At 36.9% G+C, this 20,464-nt stretch carries 11 protein-coding genes and 1 pseudogene; all 12 read left to right on the top strand.

Features of this window, described 5'->3' with window-relative positions; genetic code table 11:
* Positions 1–8 precede the first annotated feature (8 nt).
* On the top strand, positions 9–1,475 hold the full coding sequence (locus AB8B65_RS00750; protein ID WP_405298879.1) for a RagB/SusD family nutrient uptake outer membrane protein: 1,467 nt from the start codon (positions 9–11) through the stop codon (positions 1,473–1,475).
* A gap of 27 nt (positions 1,476–1,502) precedes the next feature.
* The gene (locus AB8B65_RS00745; protein ID WP_405298878.1) at positions 1,503–3,602 is read left to right on the top strand and encodes a PKD domain-containing protein; all 2,100 of its coding nucleotides are present in this window, start codon (positions 1,503–1,505) and stop codon (positions 3,600–3,602) included.
* Positions 3,603–3,613: 11 nt separating this feature from the next.
* The gene (locus AB8B65_RS00740) at positions 3,614–5,242 is read left to right on the top strand and encodes a glycoside hydrolase family 16 protein (RefSeq protein ID WP_405298877.1); all 1,629 of its coding nucleotides are present in this window, start codon (positions 3,614–3,616) and stop codon (positions 5,240–5,242) included.
* A 646-nt stretch (positions 5,243–5,888) separates the two neighbouring features.
* Complete coding sequence (locus tag AB8B65_RS00735) at positions 5,889–9,065, top strand: glycoside hydrolase family 2 TIM barrel-domain containing protein (protein ID WP_405298876.1); 3,177 nt, start codon at positions 5,889–5,891, stop codon at positions 9,063–9,065.
* A gap of 15 nt (positions 9,066–9,080) precedes the next feature.
* Positions 9,081–10,541, top strand: coding sequence for a hypothetical protein (locus AB8B65_RS00730; protein ID WP_405298875.1), 1,461 nt, complete (start codon positions 9,081–9,083; stop codon positions 10,539–10,541).
* Between the two features lie 20 nt (positions 10,542–10,561).
* Positions 10,562–11,401: a family 16 glycosylhydrolase gene (locus AB8B65_RS00725; RefSeq protein WP_405298874.1), complete on the top strand. Its 840-nt coding sequence runs from the start codon at positions 10,562–10,564 to the stop codon at positions 11,399–11,401.
* 13 nt (positions 11,402–11,414) lie between these two features.
* Complete coding sequence (locus tag AB8B65_RS00720) at positions 11,415–12,248, top strand: PKD domain-containing protein (RefSeq protein ID WP_405298873.1); 834 nt, start codon at positions 11,415–11,417, stop codon at positions 12,246–12,248.
* Between the two features lie 62 nt (positions 12,249–12,310).
* Positions 12,311–15,772, top strand: a complete 3,462-nt coding sequence (locus AB8B65_RS00715; RefSeq protein ID WP_405298872.1) for a hypothetical protein — start codon at positions 12,311–12,313, stop codon at positions 15,770–15,772.
* 15 nt (positions 15,773–15,787) lie between these two features.
* Positions 15,788–17,077 carry a glycosyl hydrolase family 17 protein gene (locus AB8B65_RS00710; protein ID WP_405298871.1) on the top strand — a complete coding sequence of 430 codons (1,290 nt, stop codon included), beginning with the start codon at positions 15,788–15,790 and terminating at the stop codon, positions 17,075–17,077.
* 2 nt (positions 17,078–17,079) lie between these two features.
* A complete protein-coding gene (locus AB8B65_RS00705; RefSeq protein ID WP_405298870.1) occupies positions 17,080–18,600 on the top strand; it encodes a glycoside hydrolase family 30 protein in 1,521 nt (506 codons plus the stop codon).
* 13 nt (positions 18,601–18,613) lie between these two features.
* The gene (locus AB8B65_RS00700; RefSeq protein WP_405298869.1) at positions 18,614–20,047 is read left to right on the top strand and encodes an MFS transporter; all 1,434 of its coding nucleotides are present in this window, start codon (positions 18,614–18,616) and stop codon (positions 20,045–20,047) included.
* 27 nt (positions 20,048–20,074) lie between these two features.
* Positions 20,075–20,464, top strand: a pseudogene (locus AB8B65_RS00695) (glycosyl hydrolase); the annotation flags it as partial.

Here is a 20,464-nt window from a genome sequence, read left to right as displayed (position 1 = left end):
ACATCACTATGTACAATAAGATAACAAAAATAGCAGGGTTACTGCTGATCATTATAAGCATACAATCTTGTGATGATTATTTAGTAGAATTGCCACCAGGGCAAGAAAACTCGGAAAACTTTTTTAATACGCCAGATAATTATCAAGATGCACTAATTGGTGTATACGACTTACTATCTACAACGTATTTGAATAATATTTTAGGTGAAATTGCCTCTGATAACAGTCTATGTGGTGGAGAAAACCCAACTGATGTATTAGACTGGCAACAAATCGATGACATGATTCATACGCCAGACAACGGCGGATTGCGTAATGTTTTTCAATGGATGTATGCAGGAATCAGTAGAGCAAACTACATTGTAGAATTTCAAGACAAAATAGACTTTGAGGGAAAAGACCAACTATTGGCAGAAAATCTATTCTTACGTTCATACTTTTACTTTGAATTGGTAAAATTCTTTGGCGATGTACCAATGTACACCGACAGAAGAATCTCAATTACTGAAACACAATCAATTGACAGAACGCCAAAAGCAGATGTATACTTGCAATTAGAAGTTGATTTAATGAATGCAATTCCAAACTTGCCTTGGTCACAAGCGCAAAATGGTAGAGTTACAAAAGGAGCAGCTTGGGCATTACTTGGGAAAATATATCTATACCAAGAAAAATTTACCTTAGCGGCGGAAGCGTTCAATGAAGTAATCAACTCTGGTCAGTACCAATTAGTATCAGATTTTAACACAATCTTCCTAAACAACAACGAAAATAACTCAGAATCTGTATTTGAAATTCAATACTCAGGTACGCAAGAAGGAGCAAGTTTCGGTTGTTTCCAATGTGTAGAAGGAAATGTCGCAGTAGGGTTTATGGGACCGCGTTTTCAAAGTGGTGACTTTGGTCCGTATGCATCAGGTTTCAGTTTCAATGTGCCTGTACAAGACGTAGTAGATTTATACCAAGCTGGCGACACACGTTTGGCAGCTACAGTATTAGATATTGATGCCTTTGTATTTGCAAGACCAGATGTAACCTTTTCATTAGGATCTGAACATACAGGATATTTCAATCTAAAATATATCCCGTATGCAAACGACAACGTAATACAAGACGCAAACATTAACAGAAGCAACAACTACAGAGCCATTCGCTTTGCAGATGTATTATTAATGGCAGCAGAAGCAAACTTACGAGCGCCAGCACCAATAGCAAATCCGCAAACATTCTTAGATGCTATTCGCGATAGAGCTTTTGGAGATACAAACAACAGAATACCTGCAACATTAGAAAATGTATTAGCAGAAAGAAGACGCGAACTAGCGGGTGAAGGACATCGTTTCTTTGACCAAGTTAGAACAGGAGAAACAAGCTCTATTCCAGGATTTACATCAGGGAAAAACGAAGTATTCCCAATTCCAAGAATTGAAATTGAATTGGCAGGAAATCGTTGGCCACAAAATGCAGGATATTAACCGCTAGAAAAAAGAAAACAATACAAGATGAAAATAATAAAATATGTATTCAGTTTATGTCTTGTCGCACTAATCGTTTTTAGTTGCGAAGAAGAAGACAACTTGGATTTTGTAGATACGGTAAGCGCGCCTACAAATTTATCCTTACTAACAGAAATTACACAAGACAACACTGGTTTGGTGAAAATTACACCAGTTGGAGAAGGCGTAACAACCTACAGTCTTGATTATGGAGATGGATCAGATATAGCTGCTGCAATAACTCCAGGAAGCTTCGTAGAACATACGTATGCAGAAGGAAACTACAGTGTAACGCTAACAGCAAAAGCATTAAATGGAGATACGACAAGCTTAACACAGCAAATAGTCGTATCATTTCAAGCGCCACAAAACTTAGTGGTAACCATTGAAAATGATCCTGGGATTTCTAAGCAGGTAAATATTACTGCTACAGCAGAATTTGCAATGAGTAACCAAATTAACTTTGGTGACGGAAGCGAAGTAGTATCTGGAAACATTGGCGAAACAATCTCATATATTTATGACGAACCTGGCACATACACCATTACGGTAATTGCCATGGGTGGAGCCATAGAAACAACAACCTATACAGAAGAATTTGAAGTAACAGCAATCGTACAACCATTAACATCAGCACCAGCACAACCTGCAAGAGCAGACGGAGACGTAATCTCTATATTTAGTAGTGCGTATAACGATGTGCCAGACACAAACTATTTCCCAGATTGGGGACAAGGAAGTCAAGGTAGTGGTTGGGCATTGTTCGACTTAGCTGGTGACGAAATGTTACAATACGTAAACCTAAGCTATCAAGGAATTGCGTTGGCAGATGGAACAACGGTAGATGTGTCTGGAATGGAATTTTTACACTTAGATGTATGGACAGCAGATGTCGTAACAGATATTGAAACTTCACTAATAAACGGACCAGGTGGCGCATCAGAAGCACCAGTAACACGTTCGTTAACGGCAGATTCATGGACAACAATCGAAATTCCTATTGCAGAATATGTAGATCAAGGATTATCCGTAAATGAAATCTTCCAATTAAAATTCGTTGGAACGCCTTGGGCATCAGGAACAGTATTTATTGACAATATCTATTTCTACAAAGAAGCATCAACAGCACCAACAATTGCAGGAACATGGAAAGTAGCGCCAGTAGCAGGATCATTAGCTGTCGGACCATCACCAGGTTCAGGAGAATGGTTCGCAATCAGTGATGCCCAAGTTGCAGAAAGAGCTTGTTACTACGATGATACTTATGTATTTGGAACAGATGGTTCGTTTAGCAATGTATTAGGAGCTGACACTTGGATTGAAGGATGGCAAAGCGGAAGTGGAGATGCTTGTGGAGCACCAATTGCACCACATGACGGATCTGCAGCAGCAACATACACATACAATGAAACAGCAGGAACCGTAACAATTAACGGAACTGGAGCATACATAGCATTGCCAAAAGCTGTAAACACTGGAGAACTTTCAAATCCAGCAGATGCGCCAAGTGCAATAACATATACAGTAACACTTGACGACGCTAACAACATGACAGTGTCAATTGAAGCAGGATCAGGTGTATTTTGGACATACAAACTTATCAGAGAAGGAGATGCACCAATGTCACCATTAGCAGGATCATGGAGTGTAGCTCCAGAAGCAGGATCATTAGCAGTTGGACCATCAGCAGGTTCAGGAGAATGGTTCGCAATTAGTGATGCGCAAGTTGCAGAAAGAGCATGTTTCTATGATGATGAATATGTATTTGGAAACGATGGTTCATTCAGCAATGTATTAGGAATCGATACTTGGGTTGAAGGATGGCAAAGTGGAAGTGGAGACGCTTGTGGAGGCGCAGTAGCACCACATGACGGAGCAACACCTGCAACATTTGTCTATGACGACACAGCAGGAACTGTAACACTAAACGGAACAGGAGCTTACTTAGGAATTCCGAAGGCTGTAAACTCAGGTGAACTTTCAAACCCTGCAGATGCGCCAAGTTCAGTAACTTACAATGTAACATTCATTGATGCTAATACCATTACAGTAGAAATTGAAGCTGGAGCCGGAGTATTCTGGACGTATAAGCTTATCAAAAACTAATATAGAAAAAGATGAAAAAAATTAAAAACATATTTACGTCGCTTCTAGGGATCTTGCTGCTAACGGTTAGCTGTCAGGATGACGATCCAACGGTGGGCGATTTACTCACACCAACCAACTTGCAAGTAACGGCAACCATAGTTGGTCAGGATGCAAACAATCCAAATGGAGATGGTAGTGGAGTCGTTAATTTTAGCGCTTCCGCAGATGATACCATTACCTATCGTTTTATCTATGAAGGAAACGAACAAACTGCACCTACGGGAACAGCTTCGTTCATATTTTCTAACTTAGGTATAAACTCATACACTGTCAATGTAATTGCTTACGGAACTGCAGGAAATTCTACAACTACCACAATTACGGTAGATGTATTAGCAACGTATGCGCCACCAGCAGAATTATTAGAAAAACTAGTTGGAGATAGCTCTAGAACATGGAGAATCAAATCAGAACAAGCTGGACACTTTGGTTTAGGACCTGTTGGTGGAACGGTGCCAACAGAATGGTACGGAGCGCAACCAGATGAAAAAGCAACAGTAGGAATGTATGATGATAGATATATTTTTAACGCTGACGGAACATTCTCATTTATAACTAACAATACCAATGACGAAGACGGAACTGACGCTTCAGGAACTGTATTTGGACGTGTCAATCTAGTGGATGCTTTAGGAAGTTCAGGAGGAGAAGTCAACGGAGCAGATGTTGAAAACTTACCATACAACGACTTTGATGAAACTTGGGCATTAATTGCGCCAAGTGGTGTTGAAACAATTACACTTACTGGAAATGGTTTTATCGGGTATTACACAGGAGGTTCACAAACGTATGAAATCTTTGATCGTTCTGTTCCTAATGAATTAATTTTAAGAACAACAGATGGAAACGGTGAATTTGACTGGTGGTTTATCATCACTTCCGTAGAACCGTCTGGAAACAGCTTTCAAACACAATATAATAATCTAGTTTGGGAAGATAACTTTGATACAAATGGTGCGCCAGATGCAGCCAATTGGACGTATGACCTCGGTGATGGCGGATGGGGAAATGGCGAAGAGCAAACCTACACCAACAATGCTGATAACGTAGTTATTGAAGACGGAATGCTGAAAATTACGGCTAAAAAAGAAACGGGAGGAAATTACACATCTGCACGTTTAAAATCTGAAAATCTATATGAATTTAGTTATGGTAGAATAGAAGTACGTGCCAAATTACCAGCTTCGCAAGGAACATGGCCAGCCATTTGGATGCTAGGCGCAAACTTTGATACTGTCGGATGGCCAGTTTGTGGTGAAATTGACATCATGGAACAAAAAGGACAAGACAAAAATACCGTATTAGGAACCGTACATCATCCAGGAGTTTCTCCAGGTGCTGGAGACTCAGCTACAACGGCATTGCCAACATCAACAACAGAATTTCATAACTATACTGTAGAATGGACAGATACTACAATTACTTTTCTAGTAGACGATTTTGTATTTCACACAGTAAATAACGATGTTACATTGCCATTTAATGATGATTTTTTCTTAATCTTAAATGTCGCTATGGGCGGAACATTAGGAGGAACCATCGATCCATTATTCACTCAAGATACTATGGAAATTGATTATGTAAGAGTATATCAATAAAAAATATTTGGATATAGCTATATAACCAAACTTGCTTATAGGTTTGTTCTTTCCGCATTCGGGAAGAACAAACAAAGCAAGAAAAGAACAAAATTTCAATATCGTATTTACAAAACCAATCTATCGATTTGCTAAAAATTGTAGCACTAAATAATCAAATTAACAATTTTTCATCTGTAAAATACGAATACTTTAAAAAGACATCGATTTCGTTTCGTATATCGAAAAAAGCATAAAAAGGGATAAAAGTCTATAAAAAGCAAAAAAGGTGCATACAAAATGCTACATCATTACTACAACATTACCACAACATGTAGTGAAATCAAGCTGTTCAGAATGTTAAAATTAAAAAAAAACAAGTTTTATAATAGTTGTGAATCCTGCAACATCAGCAGGATTAAATTGGTAATAACGCAATTTTAACACCATTTCATTGAATTGTATGTTTTTTGTTGTGGTTCATATTTAAGATTTCGCAATAAAAATATATAGTTTTAGTAAAAGTAAAATAGAGCAAGCGAATTACTCTATAAACAAACCAATCAAAATTTAATAGACAATGTAATGAGTTAAGATAATCTAATCATTAAAAAAAAGATTCTTAGCAAATTCCATCTGATCTCATTAACAAACTAAAAATAAACAGATGAAAAAAACCTTTCTAACCTTAGCACTGATTTTTTTAACAACATCTATGTTTTCTCAAGCAGATAATGTTACTGTCAAGAAAACGGATCAAGGAATGAAATTGGTAGTTAACGGAAAAGATTTTATGATCAACGGTATGAACTGGGATTATGTACCTATCGGTTCTACAATTACCGATCCTGGAATATGGAACAGATCTGACGATGTTATTATGTCAGCACTCGATGCTGAAATGATGCTACTAAAAAACATGGGCGTAAATGCTATTAGAACCTATGGACTAAAACCAAAATGGATTAAATACATCTATGAGAACTATGGCATATACACAATGCTCAATATTACTTTTGGAGCGTACGGACTTACCATAAACGGTGCTTGGACGCCACAAACAGATTATTCAGATCCAGCGACCAGAGAAATACTGATGAAAGAAGCCATTGACATGGCAAACACATACAAAGATACGCCAGGACTTCTATTGTATATGATAGGAAATGAAAACAACTATCACTTATCTTGGACAGGAGCCGAAACGGAAGCTATTCCAATTGAAGGTATTGATTCAAACAAAATAAAAGCAGCTCGCGCTTTATACAAAGCTTTCAATGATGCATCACTAGAAGTAAAAAAAATAGATACATCGCATCCAATTGCTATTTGTAATGGAGATTTATTATATGCTAACTTAGTAAAGGAAGAATGTACAGATGTTGACATATACGGAACCAATATGTATCGTGGTATCTCATTCGGAGATGCATTCAAAAGAGTAAGCGACGAACTTGATATGCCAATTCTTTTTGCAGAATTTGGATCAGATGCATTCAATGCAAGAGACAATCAAGAAGATCAATACTCGCAAGCATACTACATGACAGGTAACTGGAAAGAAATTTATACGAATGCTTCAGGTATTGGAGGAGCGCAAAACTCATTAGGAGGTTTTACTTTTCAATTCTCTGATGGATGGTGGAAATACCTTCAAACAAAAAATTTAAATGTTCATGATAATAATGCTTCTTGGCCAAATGGAGGATATTCAAGAGATCAAGCAAAAGAAGGAGATAATAACATGAATGAAGAGTGGTTTGGTATTTGTGCAAAAGGACCAACTGACGCAAGAGGGTTATATACATTATATCCGCGTGCAGCATACTACGCATTAAAAGAAGCACACCAATTAAATCCTTATGAAAAAGGTGTAAATAAAGAATTCATATCAAATCATTTTAATAACATCCAAATTATGGATGCTGTATTAAGAGCAAGAGGAGATAAAGCAGCAATGGGCGGCGGAAGCAGTCAAAAAATTCGCTTAAGCCAATTAAGAGCTGAATTTACTACGTTTAATACAGGTGGAAGTTTAATAACAACACCAGACAATCCAGATCCTAATGAAAATGCATTTCCAAACCAATTAGGTTTTGATCACATGCAATCATATTACATAGGAATCGAAGGAAATCCTGCTCCAAATATGAGAGCAAATGTTACGATGAATGTCATTGGGCGTGCTGCCGAAAATCCTATTGATGAAATTTTTTATGAAAATAGAAACAGACAACTAACAGTAGATACTAGCAATGGTGAAGAAGTTGTATTGGGTGATATAAATCGTTTAAATGTATACAACGCAGAATTTGAGTGGAAAACTAAAATTGCTGATGTTCGCGGTTTCTACCGTACAGGACACTATCACTGGGGATATGAAGGTGATATCTTCGGATTATATCCTGAAGCAAATTACGGACCTAATTTAGATATCTACGGAGGTGAGATTTTAGGTGTTGAAGTTGATGGTAAAGGAGTTTTAAATGGAGCAAAAGCAGCATTTGGACCACAACTTTGGTGGGGAGCAAACCCAACAATGTTATTAAAATATACAAAAAAGATAAAAGGTTGGGATGTAACAGGAATCTATCATAGAGATTTAAACACCGATCTTGAATTTGATCAAACTGGACGCCGTGTATTAGATGCAAATCAAGTGCGAAGTGGTGTAATTCCTGCTTGGCCAATAGAAAGAGCAACAATAGCTATAGAACGTGATTTTGGGAAATTTGGATTACAAGTCGGAGGAATCTGGGCAGGAAACCCATTAAATGGTAGTTCGTACCAAGATGTAAGAGGAACTTCAGGAAACTATACGGTTGTACAAGATAAAATCAAATCCACAGACAACTGGGGAGCAAAAGCCAAAATAACATACCAAGGAGGAAGATTCAACTGGTATGCACAAGGTAGTGTAATGGGATTAGTTGCCAATGGAGGCGCGGATCAAACACAAACGTTTACTGGATGGAGATTAAGAGATTCTGGTAGCGGAAACATGTCAAACATATTATCTGGTTTCACATACACAATGGGCGATTTTCAAATAGCACCAAACTTTATGTACCAAAAGCCGTTAGTAGACGCGATGCCAAACGATGTAAATGCACCTGGAAGATTACGTAATGTAATTGATGATCCATTTGCAGTACGTGGAGGAAACCGAGAAATGACTGGAGCTGAAATCCTTTTCACGTACGATCCAACTCCAGGAAGCTGGATGTATGAATGGAACAATGATAGTGCTGAAGATGCAAAATTTGCTGCAAACCTAGGATTTGTATTCCGTCACTATCCAACAACACAAGATGCACACATCGGATTCAATGCAAACCGTACATTCTTTGCATTCCCTAATACAGTTGCAGCAGAAGATTTATGGGAAATTAACTCTCGTATGGTATCTAAAATATCTCCAGAACTTGGAATTATTGGTAACTTCTACTATGGAAATGCACAAGCAAACGGTGATGATCAACGATTAATTAAAAGATTTGGTGGAGACATTCGAATGATATACAACAATATTAAAGTTGAAACACATGTAAAACTGAACGATTGGGGACCATTTGATTATCACAGAGATTTCAACCTAACATATCCTACACAATTAATGTTAGACATTTCTACATCACTTGGAAAACCAGATTGGTTTGTACTACCAAGTACAAGAATCGGAATTCGTGGAACTTGGCGTACGCTAGATCAGTTCTCACCAAGATTCGCACCAAATGCTACAGCAGGAGAATTTTCTAATGCACCAATATTAAGTCCAGTAGGGTTTGATAATGGAACAGAATGGGAAATAAGAACATACATACACATCAACATCGGAAAATAACAAAGCAGCTATAAAATGAAAGCATTAACATATTTTAAAAATACACTACTCACTGGTTTAGCACTGGCTTTTACAGTAAGCTGTGAAAGAGATATATCGGATGAAGCCGTTGAGGCAACATTCCCAAACACACCGGATATATTTACGGATGCTCCGGTAGGTTTAACAGACGAATTTTTTGAATCATTTGATCCTGCTGGTGGAGCAAATACAGCTGGTTTCGGAACAGATAACAACGAAGCCTATGAAGGAACATCGTCGATACGAATTGATGTGCCAGCACCAAACGACCCAGAAGGAGGATTTATTGGAGGTATCTTTAGAGATAGAGGTGAAGGAAGAGATCTTTCAGGATACGATGCGCTAACTTTTTGGGCAAAAGGAACGCTCACTGGAAATGTGCGAATTGGTTTTGGTTCAGATTTCGATACAGATGTATATCCTGTTGCAACTGTAATACAATTAACAAGTGGATGGAAAAAGTATATAATTCCAATTCCTGATCCTTCCAAATTAGTACAAGAAAGAGGATTATTCTTATTCTCTGCGGGATCATTTGATGTTTTAGGAAACGATGATACTACAATAGCAAGCTCATATAATGATAATGTTGGATATACATTTTGGATGGATGAATTGCGCTTTGAAAACTTAGGAACAATCAGTCCACCAGCACCATTTATACTTGGTGGTCAAAATGAAGAACTTGATAACTTTACAGGTTTTACTGCAACAATTGGAGCCTTAGGAGCTGCATTTAACTTAGGCAACGGACAAAATATATCAGTAGAAGCATCAAAAGCTTACTTTGAATTTTCTTCAACCGACACTTCTGTAGCAACAGTAACTTCTTCTGGTGATGTAAGTCTCATAGGAGCTGGTACAGCTACGATTACAGGAAGCATAGGAAACATACAAGCCAATGGTTCTCTAACATTAAATTCTACAGGCTCATTCGTAAATGCTCCTGATCCAACGCAAGCAACTGCGGATGTAGTGTCTATTTATAGCGAATCGTATCCGAGTGTTTCTGGATTCAACCCAGGGATCTTTGCAGGATCAAATACACAACTCATTTCAGTACAAACTTTTGCTGGCAATAGCCATGTACGATATGAAGGAATTGACTTTATAGGAATTGGATGGGATGGAACTGTAAATGTAACTGGCGAAACGATGGTGCATTTAGACGTACAACTAACAAGCGGAGCTGGTTCAGCACTTGTTATGGAATTAATCGATTTTGGGCCAGATGATACCGACAATGGTTTCGGTGATGGAACTGCAGGTGGATTTAACCTCAGCAGTCAATTAATGGAAGGACAATGGGTTAGTATTGATGTTCCTTTAAGTTCCTTTACATTACCTACAGGTGGTGGTGGTTCAGGTTCTCCTAACTTAGCAAACATTGGCTACATTGTTTTTGTTTCTTCAAATGGAGCCTCATTTTTAGTCGACAACATATATTTCTATTAAGAAATCATAAAAATACAAATATGAAAAAAATAATAAAAAATACTATCCTAGCATTAACCATCATCTCAAGCACTGTTTTTGTTAGTTGTGATGCAGATGAAACCCAAACTGTTGCGACGCTAAATAATTTAGTGATGTCAGATGAATTTGATGTCGATGGTGTGCCAGATCCAAGTTTATGGACGTACGATTTAGGAGACGGAACAGCACAAGGTTTGCCTGCTGGATGGGGAAACAACGAGTTGCAAGTATACACTAGCAACTCTGAAAATGTAGAAGTTCAAAATGGACTTTTAGTGATCACAGCTAGAGAAAATCCTGCGGGCGGTTATACGTCTGCCAGAATCAAAACACAAGGGTTATTTGAACAACAATATGGACGTTTTGAAGCGCGAATTCGTTTGCCACAAGGAAAAGGATTATGGCCAGCATTCTGGTTATTAGGAAGCGATTGCGATGTAAATCCTTGGCCAGCATGTGGAGAAATTGATATCATGGAATATTTAGGTGATGGACCAACGGTTGTTTTCGGAAGTGCACACGGACCTAACTTTTCAGGAGAAGATGCTGTTTCAAAAGAATATGAACTTACTGATAATAGATTTGATACTGAATTTCACGTTTTTGGAATCGAATGGAGTCCAAATCAAATTAACTACTACGTAGACGATGTTTTATACCAAAGCATTACACCAGAAACAATTGCAGAAGAAAGCGATGGTGAAGGAACATGGGTATTTGATAATTCTTTCTACATCATCTTAAACGTAGCCGTTGGAGGAAACTTGCCAGGAAGTCCAAATGCAGAAACTACTTTTCCGCAAAGAATGCTTGTTGACTACGTAAGAGTTTATAACTAAAAAACACAAAGACATGAAATTTTTAAAATATAAAATAGCACTACTAGCACTAGTAGTATTTTCATCAACAATGTTCACTTCGTGTGAAGATGACAATGAAAGTGGAATAACACTTGTAGGATTGGAAGCAAAATTTATAAAAGAAATAGACTCTAAAACAATTTCATTTATCAATGTTTCTAACAGTGCCACTTCGTATTCTTGGGATCTTGGCGATGGAACAAATTCATCTCTAGAAAATCCAGTAAATAAGTATCTCAACGGAACATATACAGTAATCCTAACAGCATACAATGACAATGGAGATTCTAGTGTGTTCCAAGAAACATTCACAATTGACGGATGTGTAGAAGAAACTAGTGAAAATAATGATCCAGCGAATGGAGATTTAAACTGGACATTTTTAAGTGATGACACAACCTTTGATGCATTTGGCGACATTGGAGGCGCTGTGGTATCAAATCCAGTACTAGACAATGTAAATAACAGTTGTTTCGTACAAATTTATGATAAAACTGCTGGTTGTCAAACTTGGTCTGGAGTAGGTGTTGAACTTGCTACAGCATTAGATTTTTCAACAATCACAAACAAAACTTTTAAAATGAAAGTATTAGCACAAACGCAAGTTACTGATGTTACGCTAAGACTCGAATTTATGCCTTTTCCAAATGTAAACCCTTTCCAAGAAAGAATTGCAACGATTACGCAAGTAGGAGAATGGCAAGAACTTAGTTTTGATTTTACAAATGTTAACTCAGGAACTTTCAAAAGTATGATTATCTATTTTGATAGAAATGCGCCTTGCGATGGTGACGTTTACTATTTTGATGATATCACCCAAGAATAATAAATCAATCAAAACACAATAAAATTCCCTTACTTCCCTGGAAGTAAAACAATGACCAACTAATGATTAAAGAAGAAACCTTAGATCAAGATATTCTATCAAATATGTCTCAAATAGAAACAGTAAACATAGACAACGAACGTTTTTACAAAATTTCCAATAGCGATACCATAAGACCATTTTTTATGAGTATTGTAAGTGATTCCAATCACTGGATGTTCATATCTAGTAATGGTGGATTAACTGCTGGACGTAAAAACTCAGAATTTTCATTATTTCCTTATTATACAGACGATAAAATAACAGAATCGAATGAAATAACAGGAAGTAAATCTATCTTTCAAGTAACGAAAAATAGTAAAAATTACTTATGGGAACCTTTCTCAGAACGATTTGAAGGAATGTACCAAGTAACACGTAATCTGTACAAAAATAATTACGGAAACAAAGTAATGTTCGAGGAAATCAATCACGATTTAGAACTTACATTTCGGTACCAATGGAATTCTAGTGATGAATTTGGATTCGTAAAAAAATCAAACCTTAGCAACAACTCGCAAGAAGCTGTACACATCAATGTATTGGATGGAATTCAAAACATAATACCGTACGGTGTTGGTTCTGATATTCAGAATGCAAGTAGTAATTTGGTAGATGCTTACAAACGAACAGAACTAGAAGAAAGTACTGGTTTAGGAATCTTCGCGCTAAGCGCAATTATTGTTGACAAAGCCGAGCCAAGTGAAGCTTTAAAAGCAAACGTAGTTTGGTCATTAGGAATAGACAATGCACAATACTTACTGTCGTCATTGCAGTTAAAAGCATATCGTAAACGTCATCCAATTCAGCAAGAAACAGATGTAAAAGCAGAAAAAGGTGCTTACTTCATCAATGCAGAAGTACACTTGCAAGCAGCTGAAAGTAAAGATTGGATGACGATTGCGAATGTAAATAGAGATCACAACGATATCGCAAAACTATCATATCGTATAAAAAATGAATTAAGCCTTGCGGGAAGAGTGCAAGATAGTATCAATGCAGGAACAGAAAAGTTAATTCAACTAAATTCAGCTTCTGATGCCATGCAATTAACCGCAGACAAATTTAGAGACACACGTCATTTCTCAAATACGCTTTTTAACATTATGCGTGGTGGAATTTTTGATAATAACTATCAAATAGAAAAGTGGGACTTTAAAAACTATCTGGCGAAAGCCAACAAAAAAGTAGCCAGAACTGCAGAAAAAACAGTAGAAGCGCTACCAAAAGAATTCTCGTTAGCACACATACAAAAAATTGCTTACGAAAGTAACGATAAAAACTTTAGACGTTTATGTTTAGAGTACATGCCACTAAAATTCAGTCGTCGTCACGGAGATCCAAGTCGCCCTTGGAACAAATTCTCTATCAACACACGAAGTGAAGTAGATGGCTCAAAAATATTAGATTACGAAGGAAATTGGCGCGATATTTTCCAAAACTGGGAAGCACTAGCACATTCGTATCCAGAATTTATTGAAAGTATGATTCATAAATTCTTAAACGCAACAACTTTTGATGGATACAATCCGTACAGAGTCACCAAAGGTGGATTCGATTGGGAAGTAAGTGAACCAGACGATCCGTGGTCGTATATTGGATATTGGGGCGATCACCAAATCATATACTTACAAAAATTCTTAGAAATCATTGAAAACCACAAGCCAGGAAAGCTAGAAAGTTTCTTTGACAAAGACTTATTTGTATATGCGAACGTTCCATACAAAATAAAAGAATACAAAGACTTACTCAAAAATCCGAAAGATACGATTGAGTTTAATGAAGAATCAGATCATAAAATTCAACAACAACGAGAGGAATTAGGAGCCGATGGCGCATTACTTCGAGATGAAAACAGATTCATTGTCAAAGTAAACTTCATCGAAAAAATACTAGCAACAACACTCGCAAAAATAGCAAACTTTATTCCCGAAGGCGGAATTTGGATGAACACGCAACGTCCCGAATGGAATGATGCAAACAATGCGTTAGTAGGAAATGGAATATCAATGGTAACGCTATGTTACTTGCGTCGTTTCTTAAAATTCTTTGAAACTGTATTTGAAAATTCAAACACAGAATCAGTAGAAATCTCTAAAGAACTTTCTGAATTTTTCAACAAAGTTGTACACACACTAAACGTAAACGAAAGTTTATTATCTGGTAAAATTGGTGATCACGATCGTAGAAACGTATTAGATGGTTTAGGAGAAGCAGGAAGCGCGTACAGAGAACAAGTATATAACAATGCGTTTTCTGGTAGAAAAGAAAAAATTGCTATCAATGACATCAAAGCATTTGTAACAACGAGTTTAGCGTATTTAGAGCATTCAATAGAAGCCAACAAGCGCGAAGACAACTTATACCATGCATACAACTTAATGACGGTTGAAGACAATGGCGACGTTTCTGTAGCATACCTAAACGAAATGTTAGAAGGACAAGTTGCCGTATTAAGTTCAGGTTATATCTCATCTGCGGAAGCAGTAGTTGTGTTAGATGGACTAAAAAATAGCAAACTATTCCGACCAGATCAATACAGTTATTTACTCTATCCTAACAAAGAATTAAAAGGATTTATTGAACGTAATACCATTCCGAAAGAAGCTGTTTCTGAATCAAAACTATTTCAAAAACTACTTGCTGATGGAAACAACGCTATCATTTCAAAAGATGTAAATGGCACCTATCATTTCAATGGAAACTTTAAAAATGCCAATGATTTGGCGGATGCGTTACATGCACTTAAAAATACTGCGTATAATGATTTAGCTGCGGCTGAAAGTGAACACGCGTTAGCTACTTTTGAAGAAGTATTCAACCACAAAGCTTTCACAGGTCGTTCAGGAACATTCTACGGATATGAAGGTTTAGGTTCTATCTATTGGCACATGGTGTCAAAACTGCAATTGGCTGTGTTAGAATGCTGTTTAAAAGCAATTCGCGATAAAGAAAGTGATGTCATTGTTGGAAAACTATTAGAACACTATTACGAAATCAATGAAGGAATTGGTGTGCACAAATCACCATCACTATATGGCGCATTCCCAACCGATCCGTATTCGCATACGCCAGCTGGGAAAGGCGCACAACAACCTGGAATGACAGGACAAGTAAAAGAAGACATTCTAAGTCGTTTTGGCGAACTAGGTGTATTTGTAACAGATGGAAAACTATACTTTGATCCGTGTATGTTGCGTAAAGATGAATTTTTGTTAAAAGACAGCACATTCAATTACACAAACATACATTCAGAAGCAAAACAATTAGCTGTAGCAAAAGGATCGTTGTGTTTTACCTATTGTCAAGTACCAATTACATACACTGTTGCTGAAGAAAATTCATTGTCAGTACAACATGCTAACGGAAGTGTACAAGCATTTGATAATTTAAGCTTAGACGCAGCAACAAGTCAAAAAGTATTCAATCGTGCAGGTGACATTTTACAAATACATGTACACATCAAAAAAGACCATTTAAAATAAAAGACCGACACTATCATGAGAACATTAAAGCACATATCTAAGTTCGTATTGATAACGCTATTAATAGTGTCTTGTGAAAAGACGCAAAAAAAGAAAGCGTCGTCAAAACCATCAACACAAAAACAAGTGACCGCTAAAGATATATTAGGAAATAAAGACTATGTAGCCATCTCTTATGGAGGATATCGCACCAAAACACGCGATGTACAACCGACCATAGCAGAGCTCAAAGACGATATGAAGATTCTCCATGCGATGGGCATCCGAGTTTTACGTACATACAATGTACAATTACCACAAGCAGCCAACATTTTAAAAGCAATCAGGGAACTGAAAAACGCAGACAAAAATTTTGAGATGTATGTCATGTTAGGCGCTTGGATTGATTGTAAAAATGCTTGGACAGACCAAACTCCCGATCACAATCAAGAAAGTGAAAAAAACAAAGACGAAATCGAAAGAGCTGTCGCATTGGCGAATCAATATCCTGATATCATAAAAATCATTGCTGTCGGAAATGAAGCAATGGTAAAATGGGCGGCAAGTTATTACGTGCAACCAGGTGTCATCTTAAAATGGGTAAATCATTTGCAAGAACTCAAAAAAGGAGGAAAGCTTGACAAAGATTTGTGGATTACAAGCTCAGACAATTTTGCATCTTGGGGCGGCGGCGATAGCATATATCACGTTGAAGACCTAAACAAACTCATCAAAGCGGTCGATTACATTTCAATGCACACCTATCCAATGCACGATACACACTATCACCCAATATTTTGGGGAACTGTGGATGATGGCAAACGTTCAAGTCTTGAAAAAATAGACTATGCAATGGAAAAAGCAAAAGAATATGCCATTTCACAATATGACAGTGTACAAAATTACATGAAAAGCGTAGGTGTTAACAAACCAATTCACATAGGAGAAACGGGTTGGGCATCCTATTCTAACGGACATTACGGAAACACAGGAAGCAAAGCAACAGACGAATACAAAGAAGCCATCTATTACAATCACATGCGTGAATGGACAGAAAAAAATGGTATCTCTTGTTTCTACTTTGAAGCATTTGACGAAATATGGAAAGATGCACGCAATCCTGGCGGATCTGAAAATCACTTTGGATTATTTACCATTGATGGAAAAGCTAAATATGCACTTTGGAATTTAGTAGATCAAGGTGTTTTCAAGGGCTTAACCCGAAACGGAAATCAAATTGTAAAAACGTATAACGGCAGTAAAGACTCACTCTTACTAGAAGTACAATTGCCTCCTGTAAAAGCGAAACTTGTTATAAATCACTAACCATGAAAAAACAATACACATATAGCCTTTTAATGCTACTCATTATGATTACAGCGTGTAAACAAAAAGAAGGAAATAAAGAAAAAGAGGTCAAAGAACCTATTGTAACAGTATTTGAAACTTCTGAAAGCGGTAACAAACTTACAAAGCTTACAAAATTCAATACGGCAAAAGATACTACGAAAACGACTTCGATAGTATTAAACACTGAAAAAAAGTATCAAACCATTACTGGTTTTGGCGGTTCATTTACGGAATCATCAGCATATTTATTGAATAAACTAGGAAAAGAAAACAGAGATAAAATTATTCAAGCGTATTTCGGAAATGATGGTGCACGCTATTCACTCACCCGAACACACATAAGTTCTTGCGATTTTTCATTAAGTAACTACACGTATGCGCCTGTTGCTGACGATATGACGTTGGAAAACTTTTCAATAAAAGAAGACAAAGACGACTTAATTCCAATGATCAAAGATGCATTGGCAGCTTCCAAAGACGGATTTAAAATCATTGCGTCACCTTGGACTGCGCCGCCATGGATGAAAGACAACAAAGAATGGGTTGGTGGAAAACTATTACCAAAATACAATGATGTATACTCATTATTTTTCTCAAAATACCTAGATGCTTATAAAGAGGAAGGAATTGATATTTGGGGAATTACCGTTGTAAATGAACCACACGGAAACGGAAACAACTGGGAAAGCATGCACTTTTCACCGAAAGAAATGACAGATTTGGTGCAAAACCATTTAGGACCAAAACTAGAAGCTGATGGAAAAGGAGCTGTAAAAATCTTAGGATACGATCAAAATCGTGCAGGTATCAAAGAATGGGTGGACGAAATGTATAAGGACGAAGCTTCCTCAAAATACTACGACGGAATCGCGATTCATTGGTATGAAAGCACGTATGATTTCTTTCCAGAAGCATTGCAATACGGACACAACAAAGCACCAAACAAATACCTAATAGAAACAGAAGGCTGTGTAGACTCACAAGTTCCTGTATGGAAAGACGATGCGTGGTATTGGAAAAAAGAAGCTACCGATTGGGGCTGGGATTGGGCATCTGAAAAAGACAAACACTTGCACCCAAAATATGCACCTGTAAATCGCTATGCGCGAGACATTATCGGTTGTCTTAACAACTGGGTTGATGGTTGGGTAGACTGGAATATGGTATTAGACAGACAAGGAGGACCAAACTGGTTCAAAAACTGGTGTGTTGCACCTATCATTGTCGATCCGGATGCAAACGAAGTATACATGACGCCAATCTATTACACCATGGCACATTTCAGTAAATACATTCGTCCAGGCGCAGAAATCATTGACGCACAAAACACAGACAAAGATTTAATGGTGACAGCGGCAAAAAACCCTGATGGAAGCATTGCAGTTGTAGTATTCAATGAAGGAAAAACTGAAAAATACTTTTCACTAGAATTAGGTGAAACCTCAAAAAACATATCAATTAACCCACAAGCGATTCAAACCATCGTACTAACCAACTAAAACTAACTTATTTATGCCAACAGTAGAAAAAGTAGCTAGAAATAGAGTTCCTTTAGGTCAAAAAGCAGCCTTTGGAGCAGGCCATTTAGTTAATAATTTAATACCTGGTCTTTTAGGGGTATTTGTGTTTATTCTCAAAACTAAAGCTTTTGGAATGGATCCTTTCTTAGCAGGATTAATTGTTGGAATTCCTAGGATTTTTGACGCTATTACCGATCCTCTAATGGGATATATCTCAGACAATACAAGTTCTAAATACGGAAGAAGAAGACCATACATATTCATAGGAGCTATCTTTACAGGAATTATTTTTACTATACTTTGGCAAATTGATGAGAGTAATACGGAAATGTTTAATTTTTGGTATTTGTTAGTATTCTCAATATTGCTAATATTTGGTAATACAATATTTTCAACACCTTTAATTGCTTTAGGGTACGAAATGACTTCTGATTACAAAGAGCGTACTAGATTAATGGGATTTGCAAATACAATAGGACAGATAGCTTGGATGTTAGTTCCATTCCTATATCTATTGCTACCTAATGAAGAACTTTTTAGTGATACACCAGCAGCTGTAAGAACCATAGCTCTGATATCTGGAGTAGTTATCATTGTTTTAGGAGTACTTCCAGCTTTCTTCTGTAGAGGAATTGATTCAAGTAAAATGGAGGGTAGAGAAGAAGTAACACCAAAAGCCCTTTGGAATAGTATGGGTAAAATTTTCCAGGGAATCAAATTAGTATTAAAAAACAAACCTTTTGTTAAACTTTGTGTAGCTACTTTTTTAGTCTTCAACGGATATCAAATTGTAGCAGAGTTTGGATTGTTTATAATAGCTTTTCACATGTTTGGAGGAGATTTTGGACAGGCTGGACTTTGGATGACTTTATTCCCAGCAGTAACAGCCGCATTTACTGCATTTATTGCAATTCCTATTATAAATGTAATGGCAAACAAATATGGAAAACAAAAAGCTTTTATATACGCAACTGGAATATCTATTATTGGATACATATTAAAATGGTGGGGATTTGATCCTGAAAACGTGTATATGATTTTTCTTCCAATTCCATTAATGGCATTCGGAATGGGATGTTTATTCACACTAATGATGTCAATGACAGCAGATGTATGTGATTTAGATGAACTTGAAAATGGTATGCCGCGTAAAGAAGGAACATTTGGAGCCATCTATTGGTGGATGATTAAAGTTGGGCAAGGTGTTGCCTTGGTTACATCTGGACTTATTTTAAAATTATTAGGATATGTGTCTGGTGCAGATACTCAAACAAAAGAAGCCATACTAGGAATGAGAATAACGGATATTGCTTTACCTGTTATAACTGCAGCTTTGGCAATGTGGGTAATGTGGAAATATAGTTTAAGTGAAAAACGAGCTATGGAAATCAAAGAAAAATTAGTAGAACGAAGAGGAGAATTATAAATCAAACAATCAGAATAAAACAAAAAAATGTCATATAGAGACGAAGATTATCATTTATACGGCGGAATCAATTTCACCGAACACTCAGGAATAGATTTTGAAAAATATACGACTGAAGAGTTAAAAAAACTTTGGGGAGCAACACTCAGAAAAGGCATGCATGGTATTTGCTTTAGTATGTATGAAGACGGACAAGAGCCAGGCGATATAATTAGTGAAGAACAAGTAGAAAGAAGAATAAAAATATTAAAACCATACTCAAAATGGGTACGTTCATTCTCATGTATAGAAGGAAACGAACACATTCCACATTATGCCAAAAAACACGGTATGAAAACCATGGTTGGCGCTTGGTTAGGAGATGACAAAGAAGACAACGAAAAAGAAATTGCAGCACTTATTGAACTTGGAAAAAAA

It is taken from the genome of Kordia sp., assembly GCF_045105435.1.
Classification (GTDB): domain Bacteria; phylum Bacteroidota; class Bacteroidia; order Flavobacteriales; family Flavobacteriaceae; genus Kordia.
Note: the sequence above shows the minus strand (reverse complement) of the source record. Positions and strands in the feature narration are given on the sequence as shown.